Here is a 17,869-nt window from a genome sequence, read left to right as displayed (position 1 = left end):
GCCTAGCCAGAGCCTTGAGAGGGAGAGCTCTGACTATGCTGTTTCAAAGTGGCCTGCCTTGCGCGGCACTTGCCGGCTTTGATCAGTCTTTGGTGTATTTCGCGGCTACATCACTGATTGCATCGACGTTTCCGGCAGACCGGCCCTGCGGATCGAACTCAGCAGAGAGGAAGGCATCGGCAATGTCCTTGGCCAGTTCCGTTCCTATCACGCGCGCGCCCATTGTGATGATCTGTGCGTTGTTTGATGTGGCTGCTTTGCCGGCTGAATAGGTGTCGTGACATTGGGCGGCCCGGATGCCAGCAACCTTGTTGGCGGAGATTTGTACACCAATCCCGGTTCCGCACACCAGAATGGCGCGGTCATAGTCGCCTGCAATCACCGCAGATGCGACCCGGTCGGCCAAATTTGCATAAAACGGGTCTGGTTTGCCGTGAACACGGGATACTTCCGTGACCTCGTATTTGTCTTTCAGGTGCTCGGCCAGAATTTGGGCCAATCCTTCACCTGCGCTGTCTCCTGCGATTGCAATTTTCATGTCGTGTCCTTTCGCGGTTAGATGGATGCGGCGCATTTCGTGAGAATGTCGAGATAGCCTTCGACTTCCCATGCAGAGCGCCCGATAAAGAGTCCGTCAATATGCGGGCATTGGATCAGTTCTTCGCAATTAGCCGGGTTCACTGACCCGCCGTAAAGGCAGGGAATTTTGCGGCCCAGTATGTCCTGCGCGACCGCGATGATTTCGGCTTGTCGTGCGTCGGCATAATCCGACGTGGCGGGAATGCCGTTGACCCCAATCGCCCAGACCGGTTCGTAGGCGAGCAGAATGGGGAAGGTTTTTTGCTCGGCACTCAGCTTGCCAAGCGCGCCACGCACCTGTGCCTCGAGGACCTCACGTGCCCGGCCTGCTTCGCGCTGTGGTAATGTCTCTCCGATACAGATCAGCGGGATCAATCCATGCCGCACGGCGGCTTCGGTTTTCAATCCGACGGCTTCGTCGGTTTCTCCAAAGTGTTCACGTCTTTCAGAGTGCCCAAGTTCCACGAGATCCAAGCCGCAATCTTTTAGCATCAGCGGGGAAATTTCGCCGGTCCAGGCACCCTGATCGGCCCAATGCATGTTCTGCGCACCAACCTTGACGGACGTATCGGAGAGGATTTTCTGCACGTCCCGCACGGCGGTGAAGGGCGGGATGACAAAACGCTGAATGCGCGCATCATGCGCGGCGTCTGCCTTGGCCAACTCGCGGGCAAAAAGCTGAGCTTCGGCCAGTGTCTTGTTCATTTTCCAGCTGGTGCCGATCCATAATTTGGCCTGGTTCATATGTCTGTCTCCTGCGTGTTTGAAATAGTCAGGACGATCCCCTCTTGGCTCAAAGCGGCGCAGGCTTCGGGTCCGGGAGATCGGTCTGTGATGATGTGTTCAAATTCGGAGAGGGCGGCCAGTCTATGCAGCGCTGCCTGTCCGAAACGTGTATGATTGACGAGAAGGCAGCGGGTTGTCGCCTGCGCCATCATGGCGCGTTTGGCGCGCATAACACTGTCATCCATATGAAAGACTTCAAGACCGGACACGGCGGGCGAAGAGATGAAGGCCAAATCCGCTCGCAGGCCCGCCAGTGCGTCCTCAGTGACTTTTCCCAAATAGGCATTGAACTTGGCCGAATACACACCGCCAAGTGCTATCATCGTTATCCCGACCTCGCCGCGCAGGATATCGATCACGGCAGCATTGTTGGTGATCACGGTCAATGGCCGCTTTGCCACGGTTTTTTGCCCAAGGACAGCTGCCATGGAGCCGTCATTTATCATGACAGTCATTCCCGGTTCGATCAGGTCCAGAGCGGCCTCGGCGATTGAGGATTTTACCTCAGCGCCCTGACGCTCGCGAAACCGATAATCACTTTCAAACTGGTTGCCTGACTGAATCGTCGCACCACCGCGCACTTTGCGCAAAAGCCCGGCACTTTCGAGCTCATCCAGATCACGATGGATCGTCATTTTGGAGACATCGAAATGCATGGCAAGGCGGTCAAGTTCCACCTCTCCCTGGGCCACTAACAGGTCCATGATTGCTTGTTGCCGTTCATCCCGTTTCACAGAGCCGCCTCCTAAAAGTAACATTACACATCACAAATGTTACGTCAATAATGTGATATTGTGATTTATTGTTGTTATATTTTGGCACAGGGGGTAGTATTGTCGCAACCAAAGAGGACGTGATGCCAAGCGAACCGCAGCTCCAAGCCCCTTCTGGAAGGCATTTCCCCGGCGCGCCCAGAGACGCGCCCAAAGACGCATCCAGAGACACACCCACTGACGCGCCGACCTTCGCGCTCGCCAATGGCATCTGCGCGCCGCGTATGGATGCTGTGGAGACTGCAAATTCCGGCGACGCTGGCACGCCGGATGGTGACAGGGTTATTCTGTGCAATGGCTGACATGGACGTTTTACACCTTTCATCAGACGACGTCGTGCGCGGACCCACGCTCGCGGCACATCTGACTGCCTGGGCTGGTGTGGATGGTAACCGGCAAGCGCTTGCGGCTCTTGTGGGCGGGATCGCGGAAGCAAGCATCCCATTGGCGGCTCGCCTGGCCCAAGGCCAACTGACCGGCGATCCCAGCGCTGTCATTGGGACCAACCAGTCTGGCGACAGGCAAAAGGCACTTGATGTTGCGGCCCATGACCACTTTTTGGACGCCCTGTGCACCTTGTCGGTAGCCAATATTCTGTCCGAAGAGGCTGAAGAGGTCATTGGTCTTGACCCTGAAGGCCATTTTGATGTGGCGATTGATCCTATCGACGGTTCCGGCAATATCGGGATTGGCGCGCCGCTGGGTGTCCTGTTTTGCGTCTTTCCCGCAGGTGAAAGCTTCCTGCGTCAGGGCCGGGATATTATCGCAGCGGGGTATGTTTCCTTTGGCCATAGTGTTGATTTTGGCTGCAGTGTCGGATCCGGTGTAGCGATTGCGACATTCGACCCGGACTCGGACGCATTCATCCTGGACGAAGACGGCGTCACCATCGAGGATACCTGCACGTCCATCGCTTTCAACGCATCAAACCATAGGCGCTGGGCACCTGATCTCAGGCGGTATGTCGATGATCTGCTGCTGGGCGAGGATGGACCGAGAGAGCTTGATTTCAACATGCGCTGGATTGCAGCCGCCGTGGGGGATCTGCACCGCATTCTGAGACGTGGTGGATTCTTCATGTATCCTGGTGACAGCCGCCCGGGACGTGAGAACGGTTTTCTGCGTCTGGCCTATGAAGCGTTTCCGATTGCCTATCTGATTGAGCAGGCAGGCGGTGCCGCAACCAATGGTTCACGCCCGATACTCGACCTGATTCCGAACACTCCACACGAACGGGTTCCGCTGTTTTTCGGCGCGAGAGCCGAAGTCTCCAAGCTTCACGACTATCTCACACAATCCGACAAATAGAGTCCCTCATGTCAAACGTTGCCCTCCGCCAAAGATTGGGTTGCCATGGGGTTGATTATTTCGGGAGAGCGAGCTGCCTCGGCCTTTGATCAGGGACTCACTTTGACAAAAGAGCCTTGGCCGTGCGCTCATCAGTGACAAGACCTGACAACTGACCGCTTTTGAGGATGGCCCGAAGAGGTTCGATTTTTTCTGGCCCACCCGCAACTGCGATGATGCGATCCTTTTGACCTTCGCTGAGTGACACTGCGAGTGTCCGCGATGTAAGGGGCGTTTCCAAAGCCTGACCATCACCATCAAAGAAATGGCCAAGCATTTCGGCGACACCGCCAGCGCGTGAAATCGCTTCGATTTCCGAGGGCTCGATCATCCCGGAAGTTACAAGCTGGGTTTCGGCTTCAACCGTCCCGATGCCCACGATCTTGAGGGGTGCGTTCTTCGCCAGCTGGAACACTTCCTTGACGCCGTGCTGCGCCAGCAGAACCTCGCGATCCTCAGTGGTGTTGGCAAAGAATGGCACCGGCATCACATAGGCTCGAGCGCCGGTTTTCTCCGCGAGCATATGTATCACATCATGCGGGTTTGCTGCGAAATTGCGTGTCAGCCCGCCAAGAAGCGAGACGAAACTGAGGCCGCTGGTTTTAAAGCGTGGCATGGCGCGGACCGCTTCGGCCAGGGTGCGTCCATGGCCGATGCCAATCGTCAATTCTTCTCCGCTTTCGAGCCATCGCCGCAAGCGCGCAGCCCCTGCCAGACCAAGCGTACGCAGCGGCAGCCCTTCCTCTTCCAAATCAGGCGCAATCTCACACGTGTCCAATCCAAAGCGCTCGCACATGGCTCCCTCAAGCTCGATGCATTCGATGATTTCGCCTTCGATGCTGACTTTGACAGCGCCTTCTGCAACTGCGCGCGCAATCAGGCGATGTGCCTTGACCGATGGAACACCGATGCGCTTGGCAACCTCGGCTTGTCGCAAACCGCCGACATAGTGCAACCATGCCGCACGTATTGCCAAAGAGTATTCTTCATCTCCTGACAAACGATCCTTGGCCATTGAGGTGCCTCCTTGTTCAGGCATTTGGCGCACAAATACTGTGCTTCCAGCCCATTGGTCGGCGCTTCTATATAAGCGCTTTACCTGGTCTGCGAAGCAAGTGCTGTCGAGCTTGCATATCAGGCGGTTGATGATCAGAGAAAAAGGGTGAACTAGACATTCAGGTCCTGAACCCCGCTGTCAATATGGGGTGCCCAGAATGCAACGCTTTCTGCAATGTGAGGGATCACATGCCGATCATTGGGTTCGCGCTCCTTGAACGACAATTCAAGGCAGATTTCATTGTCTTTGGCACCACCATCGGCAAAGGCCTTCAGAAGAGGCTCGGGCTGAATTGCTCCCTTGGCGTTGAAAGCAGCCGTGAAGGGCCGGTGGCCGGATTTGTCTTTCATCGCCTGTTTGATGTGGATGATCGGGCTGACCCTCGGCACGGCCCGCGCCCACGCGTAAGGGTCGGTGTCCTCCGCGTTGGTTGAGGTAACGTCGCCATGGTCGATGTCAGCCATCATCCACATCGGCACTGCCATCTTTGCAGCTGTCAGCCGATCCTGCAGTTTCATACTTTGGGCAATCGTTTCACCGAATTCGCGGCCCACACTCATGGGCTCCCAGAACACATAGCTCAACCCGGCAGATTTGGCGTGCTCCGCGACTTCGGCCCAGCAGTCGATCGCAGTCTGGATCAGGTCTTCCCGGCGAGCGGGATCGTCGTAATCCTTGTAGGTAAAGATTGCGAATTGCGTGCCAACCGAGCTTGCCCCCAGATCACCCACGATATCGGCAAAGGTTTTGAACCAATCCACGTAATAGCGGCGTATGTCAGCATCCGGATGGCCGAAGTGATTGAGCCGACCGTAAGGCCCTGTCATGCCGGACGTGACTCGCGCGCCAGTGCGTTCCAGCGCACGCCCCATGTCTCGCGTCAGACGCCGTAGGATCGGGGCCGGCCAACCTGGATTGATAAATTCATGCGTCAGCTGGATGTCACGAATACGAATATCATGTGCGATGGCATCTATCAGATCGTCCGGTTCAGCGAAGCGATTCACCAAAGGGTTCGTATTCAGTGAGAGCGTCAGCGCCATATCATGCGGCCTTGGCGTGGGCATTGTTGAACCAATCCGTGAATGCCTGCTGCTCACCCTCGCTCAGATGCAGCCGGTGCTTCGTGCGTCGCCACAGAATATCTTCGGCTGTCTGCGCCCACTCATGCTTGACGAGGTAATTCACTTCAGCCTCATAAAGGGTCCCGCCGAAATGCCGCCCAAGTCCGTCAAGGGATGACGCATCACCAACGATTTTGGTAATTCGCGTGCCGTAAAGCCTGCCGAAATGGCGGCGCAAATCGCGTGGCATCCAGGGAAAATCTGCCTTCATTGTGTCCCGGAAAGCCTCGTAGTCGGCATTCGCCATATCTCCACCGGGCAGGGGCGCTGAATCTGTCCAGTCGGTGCCCATTTCGGGGAAGAATTTCTTGATCTTGTGCATCCCGCGTTCAGCCAGTTCGCGGAAAGTCGTGATCTTGCCGCCGAAAATATTCAGCATCGGCGCACCCCCGGTCTCTTCAAGGTCGAACACATAATCACGCGTTACCGCAGATGGGTTGCCCTGACCGTCATCGAATAATGGGCGCACACCAGAGAAGGTGGTTTGCACGTCTTCCCGCGTCAGCGTTTCCTTGAAATAGCGGTTCACTGCATCAATCAGATACTGGATTTCATCTTCGCCCGCTGTCACGTCTTCCGCGCGGCCCTCATAGGCCATGTCGGTTGTGCCGATCAGTGCCTTGTCGCGCTCATAAGGATTGATGAAGATGACGCGTTTGTCGTGGTTCTGAACCAGGTAGGCCTGCTCACCCTTCCAAAATTTTGGCACAATAATGTGGCTGCCCTTGACCAGACGGACGTTGCGCGTCGAATTCGACCCGGCAACGCGGGTGAGAACATCTGTGACCCATGGACCAGCCGCATTCACCAAAACCCTGGCCTCAAAGTCCTGTGTCTGGCCGGTCAGCTTGTTGCTTGTCGTGACGCGCCAAACACCGTCTTCGCGGCGTGCAGAGGTGCAGGGGCTGCGGGTCAGAACGACCGCGCCGCGCTCGGCGGCGTCGACCGCATTCAACACCACCAGGCGCGCATCATCCACCCAGCAATCGGAATATTCAAAGCCTTTGGTGTAGCTGTCCTTGATTGGCGCGCCCTCAGGATCGCGGTGCAGATTGAGTGTCCGCGTGCCGGGCAGTTTTTTGCGCCCGCCAAGGTTGTCGTAAAGAAACAACCCGAGACGCACGAGCCATGCGGGGCGATCCTGCGGGCTGTGTGGCAGAACAAACCGCATGGGCCAGATGATGTGCGGCGCGTTATTCATCAGGATTTCGCGTTCAATAAGAGCTTCGCGCACCAACCGGAATTCATAATATTCAAGATATCGCAAGCCGCCATGAACCAGCTTTCCAGACCGGGACGACGTGCCCTCGGCCAGATCGTCTTTCTCACACAGTACAACGCTCAAACCACGGCCAGCGGCATCACGCGCAAATCCCGCCCCATTGATGCCGCCTCCGATCACGAAAAGATCGACCTTCGGAATTTCTGTCATGAATTTACTCCTTGAACGGCTCGCTGCGCAGCAAGACTGTCCCAGATTGGGGGCAATGCCTCGCGCGCGGCGCGGTAGGTCGTGAAAAGCCCGTCGTAGACCGGCACCAGGCTCTGATCTGCTGGCTCGTGTTCTCCCAGAAGCGGGGTGGTCCATTCCGCAACGCAGGCGTCCATGTTCGGATACACGCCGATGGCAACTGCAGCCATCATGGCGCATCCGGCAGCGCCTGCTTCATCGCGTGCGGACACGCGCACCGGAATATTCAGAGAGCTTGCCAACACTTTGCGCAAAGCCGCCGAGCGTGCGGCACCTCCGGTCAGGCGTAATTCGGAAGGCATCTCACCCATCGCGCCATAGCAATCGCGTGTGGCCATGCCGAGCCCCTCCACAATCGCACGGATTAGGTTCGGGAAGCGGTGTGTGCTGTTCAAGCCGATCAGGCTGGCCCTTGCACTCGCGTCGACAAAAGGTCCACGCTCGCCAGCTTCGGAGATGTAGGGGTGGTACACCAGCGCGCCAGGTTCCGCATTTTCAAGCCAGTGATCCATGCGGTTCACGAGATCTGAATGACTGGGCGCGGCACCATGTTCTGCAAGCAGGTCGCTGGCAAGCGACAAGGCCCAGTCGATGTTCAGCGTGGCGGCCATATTGGTCTGCACCTGTGTGACCATGTCTGGCACTGGCAAACAGATGACGTAGCCCGTGCCTTCGACATTCAGATAGACCTTGTCGGATTTCACTGCCCGCATATGAACGCCGGTCGAGCCGATGGTTGAACAGGCTGCCCCTTCATCGCCGGTGTGAACACCTGCGCCGAGCGCCGTCATCACCATATCCACGTAGCCCAGCGATATGGGTGTCCCTTCACGCAGACCTGTGGCCCGGGCGGCCTCTGCCGTCAGGGGACTTGTTTCCTGTGTGCCGTCAATGATGTCTGGCAGCAGGTGGCGATGATTGGTAAGGCCGAGAGCGTCGATCACAGTACTGCTGTATTGGCGGTTTCGAAAATCTCCGAAGGTGAAACTGGCCTCTGAAGGATCCGTTGCACGAACACCTGTAAGATTGAGAAACAGCCAGTCCTTGCAATGAAGTGCGACCTCGGCCCGATCCAGAAATTCAGGATGGTTGGCTTGCATATGCGCCAGCTGGCTGCCTTGCTGGCAAGTGTTGAGCCCGGTGCCTGTTGCCTCAAACCGCGCGCGCTCTGTGGGACCGGAGGCAATTCGCGAAACAGTAGGTGCTGCGCGCGCATCCAGCCAAAGCCATGCGTCGGTTACAGGCTCGTTGCCTGCGCCGACCAGCCAGGTGCCATCTCCCTGTCCGGTGAGCGCGACGGCTGCCGTTCGTTTGGCCAGATCATCTATCTTGTCGGAAAGGCCACGAATGGCTGTTGTGCAGTCCTGCCAGGTGCGCGACAGGCTTTGTGTGGCTGCACCATTTGCACCCATGACGTAGGTGTTGCGCACCGAGGAAATTGCAATCTGACGACCCGACAGGTCAAAAGCGACTGCCTTGATGACAGAGGTTCCGGCATCAACACCGATGATCAGGTTTGCCTGCTCACTCATTGGCACCCCCTAGGAACCATTTCGGGTCTTTCCAAGCATCGCGCACTGCCTTTTCGTTCAACGCCACCGCCCATTTTTCAGCGCGCGCTGAAGAACGGCCAGATCGGAGCGGGATATAATTCTGCCAATGAGGCTATCACGAGAATTTAAACTAGTGTGAATTTTTTTGCAGACAACGTAATTTTTTTCAAATAGAGTTATATCTGTTGGCGATCATTATATGTGCCAATGCGCCGGTCGGCATACGGAATTGAGGAGTTCCGCGAGCGGCAACAGGGGAAAGAGGTTTTGTGCGAACTTACAATGCTGTAATCCCTTTACGAGTGCTGGCAAAAGACCGGCAAGAATACCCGGGTAACGACCGCGGTTCGGAAAAAGACGAGGGGGTACCGTTATGACCACGACTGGCACCACAATAGCCACCGGCACCAAAACATCACGACGCAGGATTGTTGTTGTGGTTGCGGCAGCCGCGCTTGCAGTTGCAATGGCCGTTGATACGACAGTGGTGCAAATCGGGTCTGATGCTGACCTTCGCCAGCAAGCCTTTGATCCTGATCGCTTTGGACAGACAGAGTTCCCGCGTATCCGCGATATTGTCGCAGAGCGCGCGGCAGAAGCGGCGACGCTCGCCGAGGAACTGGCGACTGACAAAAATGCAGCCATTGCAGCATATGGCACTTCGGCCGGAACGTTTCCCGTTATTGCCGTGAGTTTTACAGGCACGGTCGGCGACGGGAAATCGGGTATATTCGCCGTTGACGTTGATGGATTGCCGGAGGGCACGAAGATACGTGTCCAAACCGGACCTGCCATCAACGGAACCGAACTGCGTGACATACCGGGCGACATTGATTTCGGGGCCTTCACCAATCAAATCGAATATCAGGATTCCGGCGCGGGCATCAATCGTGCGATGGCCGCCGAGGTTTTGGCTGATCTGGATCGCGAGACGCTGACCGGAAAGACGATTTCAGTGACTGGCGCCTTCACCATGATCAATCCGAAAAACTGGCTTGTTACGCCAGTGTTGCTGGAGGTCAAGTGATGGCGGCCAATGCCCTGGAAGATGCACCTCAGGCCGCATCTGACACTGCCGAAATTGTGTTGGCCGCACGCAATGTCGCCAAGAGTTTTGGGGCGGTTCAGGCCCTTAAAGGTGTAAATTTCGACGTCCATCGTGGGCAGGTCACGACGCTTTTTGGCGAGAATGGTGCAGGCAAATCCACCTTGATGAAGGTCCTGTCTGGCGTCCACCTTCCGACCGAGGGTGAGCTGATACTGGACGGAAAGCCGGTCGTGATCACGTCAACCGTCGCGGCCCGCGAACTGGGCATTTCAATCATCCACCAGGAGCTGTCGCTGGCCCCGAACATGAATGTGCGGGACAACATCTTCATGGGGCGCGAAATAATGGGGTCCTTCGGTGTCGATTATGCCGAGCAGGAAGACCAGACCCGCGCCTTGATGCGCGATCTGGAGGAGGACATCGATCCGCTGACATTGGTTGAAGACCTGCGTCTTGGCCAGCAGCAGATTGTGGAAATTGCCCGTGCGCTTTCAGTCAATTCACGCATTCTCATCATGGATGAGCCAACATCGGCCCTGTCCGCAACGGAAGTCGAGGTGCTTTTCAAGGTGATCCACGACCTAAAGGCGCGTGGCGTAAGCATTGTCTACATCTCGCACCACCTTGAAGAGGCGCTGACCATTACCGACCATGCAGTCGTTTTGCGGGACGGGATCATGACCGCCAAAGGCCCCCGTGCAGACATCGATCTTGAGTGGATCGTCCGCAATATGGTGGGTGATAATTTTGACCTTGGATCACCGCCCGAGAGCAAGCTTGGCGCACCGGCGCTGCAGTTGGAAGCGCTTTGCGTTCCCATGGCCTCAGGCGCTGGAAAGGCTGTCGACCGTCTGGATCTGACGGTCGCGGCGGGTGAGGTCGTCTGCATCTATGGCTTGATGGGCGCGGGTCGTACCGAGATGATGGAATGCGTCGCTGGCCGTCTGGCGCCGAGTTCCGGCAATATCCTGCTGCACGGACACGACATTTCGAAACTGACGATTTCACAACGGATTGCTGCAGGGCTGGTTCTTGTCCCGGAAGACCGGCAGCGCGACGGGCTGGTGCAGACCATGAGTGTCGGGCGCAACCTGTCGCTCGCTTCGATTGGGAACTTTACCAAGAGCCTGTTCACAAACACCAACGACGAAGACGCGATCATCGACCGATCCATCAAGGAAGTGACTGTCAAAACGGAAGGCCCCGATGCGCCCATCGGATCATTGTCCGGCGGCAATCAACAGAAGGTCGTGATTGGCAAAATGCTGGCGACCAAACCTTCAGTGATCCTGCTCGACGAGCCCAGCCGCGGTATCGACATCGGTGCCAAGGGTGAGGTCTTCCGGATTTTGGCGGACCGCGCCAAAAACGGCATGGCGGTTATCTACACAACCTCTGAAGTGACCGAATGCCTGGCCATCGCGCATCGTGTCATTGTCATGCGGCGCGGCCGGATTGTCGCAGAATTCACTCAGGACATAACCAAAGAAGCAATCATGGCAGCCTCCGGCGAAAGCCTGGCTGCATGACCGATACGCAGGGAGACCGCAAAATGTCAGATGTGAGATCGGCTTCGGTAGAAACCAAGCCCAAGAAGGCTGGCGACTTAAACCTTGTGCATCTGTTGCTTGAGGGGCGGGCATTTTTTGCTCTGATCGTCATCATTGCAATCTTTTCGGTTCTGTCGGCGAATTACTTTTCCGTCCCGAACTTTCTGATCATGACGTCGCAGGTGGCGATTTTCGGCCTTCTGGCCATTGGCATGTTGCTCGTCATTCTGTCCGGCGGCATTGATTTGTCAGTGGGTTCAACGCTGGCTTTATGTGGTGTTTTCGCGGGGTTCCTGATGCAGGGGATCGAGCTGGAAGCTTTGGGCGTCATTTTGTACCTCCCTGTCTGGGCTGTCTTCATCCTGACGCTGTGCATGGGGGCACTGGTTGGCATCCTCAACGGTGTTCTGGTCGCCTATTTCAAAGTACCTGCTTTTGTTGCAACGCTTGGAACGCTTTATGTAGCGCGCGGTGTGGCACTGCTCATGACCAACGGGCTGACATTCAACAATTTGTCGGGCGACCCGTCGTTCAGCAATACCGGCTTTGAATGGCTGGGCTTCAATCGGCTATGGGGCGTCCCGATCAGCATTTTCGTGCTGACTGCTGTCGCTGTCGCTGTGCATCTTTTGCTGACAAGAACGCCTTTCGGCCGGTGGCTCTATTCCACGGGCGGCAACGCCAATGCAGCGGAGCTTTCAGGCGTGCCCGTCAAGAAGGTTCAGATCTGGGTCTATGTGCTGTCCGGTGTGTGCGCTGCGATTGCAGGTGTTGTGCTGAGCTCTCAGCTCACCTCCGCCGGCCCGACTGCCGGTACCACTTACGAACTGACAGCCATTGCAGCCGTTGTCGTTGGGGGCGCATCCCTGATGGGCGGACGCGGGACGGTGCGCGGCACATTGCTGGGCGCTTTCGTGATCGTGTTCCTGGGAGCGGGCCTGGTTATCACCGGCGTGTCGTCTTACTGGCAAACTGTGTTTACCGGTGCAGTTATCGTGCTCGCCGTCATGCTGAACTCAATTCAATACGGAAAAAAAGGCAAGCCAGGCTAGCCTTTGATCCAAAATATTCGCGACTGCACAGGTCCTGTGGACCTGGCGCGGAAAATGCCGGGCTCCGGCAAAAAATCAACCAAGGGAGACTATTATAATGATTAAGTTTACTAAACGCGCAGTGCTTGCAGCGGCGGTATCGCTGCCGCTCATGGCAGGATCTGCCTGGGCCGAGGGATTGATCACAATCATCGTCAATGACCCGGCAAACCCGTACTGGTTCACGGAAGGCGAAGTGGCCAAAGCTACAGCCGAGGAACTGGGTTACGAAGCAACAGTGTCTGCACACAAGGGCGACACCAACGCTGAATCCAACCTCATCGACGCGGCCATCACAAATGGTGCCAAGGCAATCATTCTGGATCCGGCAAATGCCGATGGTTCGATTGCTGTCGTGCGCAAAGCGACCCAGGCGGGCATTCCCGTCTTTCTGGTCAACGCCGAGATCAATGAAAGCGGCATTGCGGTTGCACAGCTGGTGTCCAACAATGCTCAGGGCGCAGCCCTGGGAGCCGTTACATGGCAGGGACTGGTCGGCGATGAAGCTAAATACGTAGAGTTCTTCGGCAACCCATCTGACAACAACGCAGCGACACGCTCTAACGGTTACAACACCGTATTGTCACAATATCCTGGGCTTGAGAAAGTTGCCGAGGAAGTTGCCAATTGGGATCGTACGCAAGGCTACACCAAGATGCAGTCGATCATTCAGGCAAATCCGGTGATCGATGCACTCATCGCCGGTAATGATGAAATGGCGCTGGGCGCAATTGCCGCCCTGAAGGAATCCAGCAAGCTGGACGGCGTTATTGTCGGCGGTTTTGACGGATCACCTGATGCGGTTGAAGCCATCAAAAACGGCGAGATGGCATACACTGTGCTTCAGCCTGTTGCGGTCTTCTCCCGCGAAGCGGTCATCCAAGCTGACTACTATATCAAAAACGGATCAGCGAAAATGAGCGAAGAAAAGCAGCTCTTTGATTGCCTGCTGATCACGCCTGAAAACGTAGCCAACTACTCAGCACCATTTACCTTGTCGAACTAAATGGTCCTGTAAATTTGGAAAAAGGCGCCCCAACGGGCGCCTTTTTTACGTCTGAATCACCTTAACAATAAATCTGACGTGTTCCTCTAATCCAACCGGTTTTTCAGTTTGCTCTTGTCCAGTCGTGTGATTGGCGATTGATGCCTCACAAACGTACGCCGCTTGGAACAGCCATCTCATTGATTATTGAAGGTCGGTGTAAGCCGCAGGCACATTCATGCCCGGATGTACCCAGCCAAACAGGGCGTAGCCCTGAAAATCGGGCAATTGCACGGCTGCCACGGTCGCTTCAAGGCTCAGACCTTCAGCGTGCGCTGCCTTCACTTCTGTTTCCACAGCGGTCAGGTAATCGACACCCCATTTGATTGACGCGATATCGGTCACTGGACCATGACCCGGGACGACTTTCGTGTCTGCGTCAAACGCCTCATAGACGGCTTGCAATGTGTCGCGTGTTTCAAGCAGATGGCCGTCCAGCAACCAGGGCAATGCAGGGGCTTGAGCGACGATAGCGTTGCCGGTCCAAACGACGTTCGCATCGGGCACGCTGACGAACAGATCGCCGCCTGTCTGGGCAAAGCCGAAATCGCGGATATCGACCACGACACCACCAAGATCAATGGCCAGACTGCTGCCATCACCGACGAGAATATCAGCAGCCGTGGCCTCGACCTCTTCGATCCCTCGACCTGCGCCGAAATTCTGGATCATGAAGGCTGTGTCTGCCTCGAAATGATCCGCAATGAACGCAGACGTATTGACGTGTTGGATGATATCGACATCTTCGGGAACGTAGAAATTCCCGTAAGAGTGGTCACCGTGATGGCTTGTGTTCACAAGGTAGCGGACGGGCTTGTCCGTCTCGGCGGCAATCAGGTCGAAGAGTTGACGATTCAGTCGTTCGTTCAGCATCGACTCAATAACCAGCACACCATTGCCACCAACAATGAATCCGCCCGTTGTCGCAATCGGGTACCCGCCAGCAGCCATCTCATCGGCTCCAGTCGGGATAACTGCAAAGATGCCTTCGGCAAGTTCCTGCGTTTCCAAATTTACGGTATTGCCGTCCCAAACCGGTTCCTGCGCGAAAGCGGCACCGGTGATCAGACTGATTGCAAGTGTGTTCAATACAAGGTTTTTCATAACATATTCCTTTGATCGGTTATCGGGAAAGACATCATGAACGTTCCATTTTAAAGAACAAGAATGAAAAATTAGATTGAATAGTTCTAATTTAAAGAACAAATGCAGACGGATAGGAGCGTAAGATCATTTGTTCGGCTCGCTGAGCAGCGAAGCATTTGCCAGTCTGCCGATAAAAAGCTGTTATTGATGGCTTAACACCCTGCAGGATACGCGGCTTGCTCACGGCAACGCTGCGCATACGGGCTGGCATCGTGAGACTTCTCCCTACGCGCCGCAAGCCTCGCCACCTGACTCAGATTCCCTGCCGGGCATACCCGGAAGGTTGCCGGATTGATGAGCCTGGCACCTTCCGTTGAACAGGCGAACAAAAGACGCCCCCCCACGACCTTGCAATAAAAAACGCCGGCCTAAAAATTCGCTGAATGTGTTGGGTTGACCTGTCGCGCCCACTGTCCCTTGCGGAGGCAAGCCTGTGGTGAACGCATCAGGTGTAGGCCCCAGACGAATAGGTCAACTCATAAGAATGACTGTAGATTTCGAAGACAATGCCAAAGGGATCCTCCACATAAACCATGCGATATGGTTTTTCGTCTGGATAATAATACCGTATCGGCATCCTTTGCTTACCACCAGCGGCGACAATTTTCTCAACAAGCCCCTCGACATCCGGGTCCTGAATGCAGAAATGGAACGTGCCGTTTCTGCGGAAATCGATGTTGTTCTCAGGGGCGTAATTGCCATCGAACTCAAAGAGTTCGAAGCCCACCCTGTCTGCTGTTGCAAGATGCGCTATGCGAAGTTTTTTCCAGTTTGGGCCAAAAACATCCGTGCACATAATGCCGATGTCACTATCATCTTCTGTCACGTCAGTGGGTGGCATGATGACGTAAAATCCAAGCACCTCAGAATAGAATTTCACGGCTGATGCCACATCTGGCACGGAAAGACCGATGTGGGAAAACGTTCTGGGGTGTTGTGGCATTGAGGCTCCATTCACTTTGCGGTTCGTTGAGCCTACCCGTGCTATATGCCGCGCTCAAGAAAAAATGGCTTTGCCCGAGGAACCAGCGTTCGGTCCCAGCCTATTTAACACTATTGGTAACAGTGCAAAGGTCCGGAATGAGCCTGCATTGGCCACTTTCTGAGATGTGGCGATTATTCAAACAGGGGTGAACACCCTGCCTTCGTGCTGTGCAGCAAGGCATTGCAATTGAGTTCTGCGCTCTTAAGTACGTGTCAAGCAGGCACCCTGGTGCCTGCGCCTGATCCCAAAATATTTGACGCTGCCCGATGCGCCCAGCGGCGCATGGTGGCGTCGTTTTTAACAGCAACTGTCAGGCCATCGGCCTGATCAGAAAGAGACTTCAACCATGACGCAATCTAGCTCCAAAAACCGCCGGTTTGTTTTGGCCGAGCGCCCAGAAGGCGAACCTGACGACAAGACTCTACGTCTGGAAACCGTGGATCTACCGACCCCCGGCAAGGGCCAGATGCTGCTGCGCAACGAATATCTTTCGCTCGATCCTTACATGCGGGGACGGATAAGTGACGCGCCTTCTTATGCAGCCCCGGTGGATATCGGTGCCGTCATGATCGGCGGCACGGTCGCGAAAGTCATAAGCTCGGATGTGGACGGCTTTGCAAAGGGCGACTGGGTTGTGGCTTTTGGAGGTTGGCAGGATTACGCGGTGTCCGATGGCGAGGGCGTGATCAACATGGGACAGGACCCCGAGAACCCGTCCTGGGCGCTTGGCGTGTTGGGCATGCCGGGCCTGACAGCCTGGGCAGGCCTGATCCAGATCGGTCAGCCGAAAGCCGGTGAGACCCTTGTGGTGGCCGGTGCCAGCGGCCCCGTGGGTGCGACTGTCGGTCAGGTCGGGAAGATCCTCGGGCTGCGCGTCGTCGGCATCGCTGGCGGGGCTGAAAAATGTGCCCATGTCGTGGACACTCTGGGGTTTGATGCCTGTATCGACTACAAGGCCGATGGCTTTCCAGAGGCCCTGAAAGCTGCCGTGCCTGAAGGCATCGACATCTATTACGAGAATGTCGGTGGCGCGGTGTTCGATGCGGTCCTGCCTTTGCTTAACGCGTCGGCCCGTATCCCGGTCTGCGGTCTCATCTCGCAATACAATGCGACGTCGCTGCCGGACGGCCCGGACCGGATGAACCTGTTGCTGGGCACGATCCTGCGCAAACGGATGACCATGCGTGGCTTCATTGTTTTCGACGATTTCGGCCATCTTTATCCAGAATTCGCAAAGCAGATGGGCGCGTGGGTGACGCAAGGAAAAGTTCAATATTGCGAAGAAATGATCACGGGTCTGGAACGCGCGCCAGAGGCATTCATTGGCCTTCTGAAAGGCGATGCTTTCGGCAAGCGCGTCATCAAGCTGAACGACTAATCAACAACAACAACAATAACAGGACATATTCTGATGAAAATTCTCATGGTTCTCACCTCCCACGACCAACTGGGCGACACTGGTAAAAAAACCGGCTTCTGGCTCGAGGAATTCGCGGCACCCTACTATGTGTTCAAAGACGCCGGCGCTGAAATTACGCTCGCTTCGCCCAAGGGCGGCCAGCCACCACTCGATCCGTCAAGCGATTCTGATGACGCCCAGACCGAAGCCACCAAGCGCTTCAAAGGCGATGAAGCAGCTCAGAAGGAACTGGCAAACACGGCCGTGCTATCCAAGGTTTCGGCTGACGGTTTTGACGCGATCTTCTACCCCGGGGGCCACGGCCCACTCTGGGATCTGGCAGAAGATGGCGACAGCACGATACTGATTGAGACATTCGCCGCAAGTGATCGTCCCATTGGCGCAGTGTGCCATGCCCCGGCTGTGTTCAAGCATCCCAAGGGCACGGACGGCAAACCCCTCGTATCAGGCAAAAAGGTGACCGGCTTCACCAATACCGAGGAAGAGGGCGTGGGCCTGACGGATGTCGTGCCCTTTCTGGTCGAGGATATGCTGACTGCCAACGGAGGCGACTACCACAAAGGCGACGATTGGGCCTCATTCGTGGTCACCGACGGCAAGCTGGTGACCGGCCAGAACCCGGCCTCGTCCGAAGAAGCCGCGCGCAAACTGCTGAGCCTTTTGTAATACCAAAAAGGGGGCGATCGGGTTGCGATCGCCCCCACTGCTTGGGTCATACGGGCCGAGATGAAGGTCGGGAATGAGCCTAAACTATAAGGTTTTTACGAAGAAAAAAATGACCGGTATCGACATACGCCGCCAAAAAACGTGATAATAATTATGGAAGCTTTGCTATGGAATCGTGAATAGTGATTTCTGAACCTTACCTCGTACATTAGCCGCTTGGCCGGCGAG

The 17,869-nt window shown here is 55.9% G+C and carries 17 protein-coding genes; 8 read left to right on the top strand and 9 right to left on the bottom strand.

Annotated features, from left to right (window positions below; all coding sequences use genetic code 11):
• Positions 1–82: 82 nt before the first annotated feature.
• From RAL91_RS23610 to RAL91_RS23600, 3 genes are read right to left on the bottom strand one after another with little or no spacing between them, the layout of a single operon-like run.
• Positions 83–538 (bottom strand): RpiB/LacA/LacB family sugar-phosphate isomerase, encoded by a 456-nt coding sequence (locus RAL91_RS23610; RefSeq protein WP_306258675.1) that lies wholly within the window; start codon positions 536–538, stop codon positions 83–85.
• Between the two features lie 17 nt (positions 539–555).
• A complete protein-coding gene (locus RAL91_RS23605; RefSeq protein WP_306258674.1) occupies positions 556–1,323 on the bottom strand; it encodes a triose-phosphate isomerase in 768 nt (255 codons plus the stop codon).
• Entirely contained in the window at positions 1,320–2,099 is a 780-nt protein-coding gene (locus tag RAL91_RS23600) for a DeoR/GlpR family DNA-binding transcription regulator (protein WP_306258673.1), read from the bottom strand. The genes RAL91_RS23605 and RAL91_RS23600 overlap by 4 nt, the downstream gene beginning before the upstream one ends.
• A gap of 122 nt (positions 2,100–2,221) precedes the next feature.
• Here RAL91_RS23600 and RAL91_RS23595 point away from each other — a divergent pair, with 122 nt between their 5' ends.
• Both RAL91_RS23595 and RAL91_RS23590 read left to right on the top strand, forming a co-directional pair.
• Complete coding sequence (locus RAL91_RS23595; RefSeq protein WP_306258672.1) at positions 2,222–2,440, top strand: hypothetical protein; 219 nt, start codon at positions 2,222–2,224, stop codon at positions 2,438–2,440.
• Between the two features lies 1 nt (position 2,441).
• Positions 2,442–3,446 carry a class 1 fructose-bisphosphatase gene (locus tag RAL91_RS23590; protein WP_306258671.1) on the top strand — a complete coding sequence of 335 codons (1,005 nt, stop codon included), beginning with the start codon at positions 2,442–2,444 and terminating at the stop codon, positions 3,444–3,446.
• A 97-nt stretch (positions 3,447–3,543) separates the two neighbouring features.
• Here the strand turns inward: RAL91_RS23590 and RAL91_RS23585 are convergent, their stop codons facing one another.
• From RAL91_RS23585 to RAL91_RS23570, 4 genes are all read right to left on the bottom strand, one after another.
• Complete coding sequence (locus RAL91_RS23585; RefSeq protein ID WP_306258670.1) at positions 3,544–4,500, bottom strand: sugar-binding transcriptional regulator; 957 nt, start codon at positions 4,498–4,500, stop codon at positions 3,544–3,546.
• Between the two features lie 152 nt (positions 4,501–4,652).
• Positions 4,653–5,585, bottom strand: coding sequence for a sugar phosphate isomerase/epimerase (locus RAL91_RS23580; RefSeq protein ID WP_306263093.1), 933 nt, complete (start codon positions 5,583–5,585; stop codon positions 4,653–4,655).
• Position 5,586: 1 nt separating this feature from the next.
• Positions 5,587–7,098 (bottom strand): glycerol-3-phosphate dehydrogenase, encoded by a 1,512-nt coding sequence (locus tag RAL91_RS23575; protein WP_306258669.1) that lies wholly within the window; start codon positions 7,096–7,098, stop codon positions 5,587–5,589.
• A complete protein-coding gene (locus RAL91_RS23570; protein ID WP_306258668.1) occupies positions 7,095–8,669 on the bottom strand; it encodes an FGGY-family carbohydrate kinase in 1,575 nt (524 codons plus the stop codon). Before RAL91_RS23570 ends, RAL91_RS23575 begins: the two co-directional genes overlap by 4 nt.
• Positions 8,670–9,063: 394 nt before the next feature.
• Here RAL91_RS23570 and RAL91_RS23565 point away from each other — a divergent pair, with 394 nt between their 5' ends.
• From RAL91_RS23565 to RAL91_RS23550, 4 genes are all read left to right on the top strand, one after another.
• Complete coding sequence (locus tag RAL91_RS23565) at positions 9,064–9,717, top strand: DUF2291 domain-containing protein (RefSeq protein ID WP_306258667.1); 654 nt, start codon at positions 9,064–9,066, stop codon at positions 9,715–9,717.
• Positions 9,717–11,267, top strand: a complete 1,551-nt coding sequence (locus RAL91_RS23560; protein ID WP_306258666.1) for a sugar ABC transporter ATP-binding protein — start codon at positions 9,717–9,719, stop codon at positions 11,265–11,267. Before RAL91_RS23565 ends, RAL91_RS23560 begins: the two co-directional genes overlap by 1 nt.
• 23 nt (positions 11,268–11,290) lie before the next feature.
• Positions 11,291–12,340, top strand: a complete 1,050-nt coding sequence (locus tag RAL91_RS23555) for an ABC transporter permease (RefSeq protein WP_306258665.1) — start codon at positions 11,291–11,293, stop codon at positions 12,338–12,340.
• Between the two features lie 97 nt (positions 12,341–12,437).
• The gene (locus RAL91_RS23550) at positions 12,438–13,385 is read left to right on the top strand and encodes a D-ribose ABC transporter substrate-binding protein (RefSeq protein ID WP_306258664.1); all 948 of its coding nucleotides are present in this window, start codon (positions 12,438–12,440) and stop codon (positions 13,383–13,385) included.
• A 183-nt stretch (positions 13,386–13,568) separates the two neighbouring features.
• Here the strand turns inward: RAL91_RS23550 and RAL91_RS23545 are convergent, their stop codons facing one another.
• Together RAL91_RS23545 and RAL91_RS23540 are read right to left on the bottom strand one after the other, a co-directional pair.
• Positions 13,569–14,528 carry an MBL fold metallo-hydrolase gene (locus RAL91_RS23545; protein WP_306258663.1) on the bottom strand — a complete coding sequence of 320 codons (960 nt, stop codon included), beginning with the start codon at positions 14,526–14,528 and terminating at the stop codon, positions 13,569–13,571.
• A 487-nt stretch (positions 14,529–15,015) separates the two neighbouring features.
• Complete coding sequence (locus tag RAL91_RS23540; RefSeq protein ID WP_306258662.1) at positions 15,016–15,513, bottom strand: lactoylglutathione lyase family protein; 498 nt, start codon at positions 15,511–15,513, stop codon at positions 15,016–15,018.
• A 388-nt stretch (positions 15,514–15,901) separates the two neighbouring features.
• Between RAL91_RS23540 and RAL91_RS23535 the strand changes: the two genes are divergently transcribed.
• Entirely contained in the window at positions 15,902–16,933 is a 1,032-nt protein-coding gene (locus tag RAL91_RS23535; protein ID WP_306258661.1) for an NADP-dependent oxidoreductase, read from the top strand.
• Positions 16,934–16,966: 33 nt separating this feature from the next.
• The gene (locus tag RAL91_RS23530) at positions 16,967–17,641 is read left to right on the top strand and encodes a type 1 glutamine amidotransferase domain-containing protein (RefSeq protein ID WP_306258660.1); all 675 of its coding nucleotides are present in this window, start codon (positions 16,967–16,969) and stop codon (positions 17,639–17,641) included.
• Positions 17,642–17,869: the final 228 nt, after the last annotated feature.

It is taken from the genome of Pararhizobium sp. IMCC21322, assembly GCF_030758295.1.
GTDB lineage: Bacteria > Pseudomonadota > Alphaproteobacteria > Rhizobiales.
Note: the sequence above shows the minus strand (reverse complement) of the source record. Positions and strands in the feature narration are given on the sequence as shown.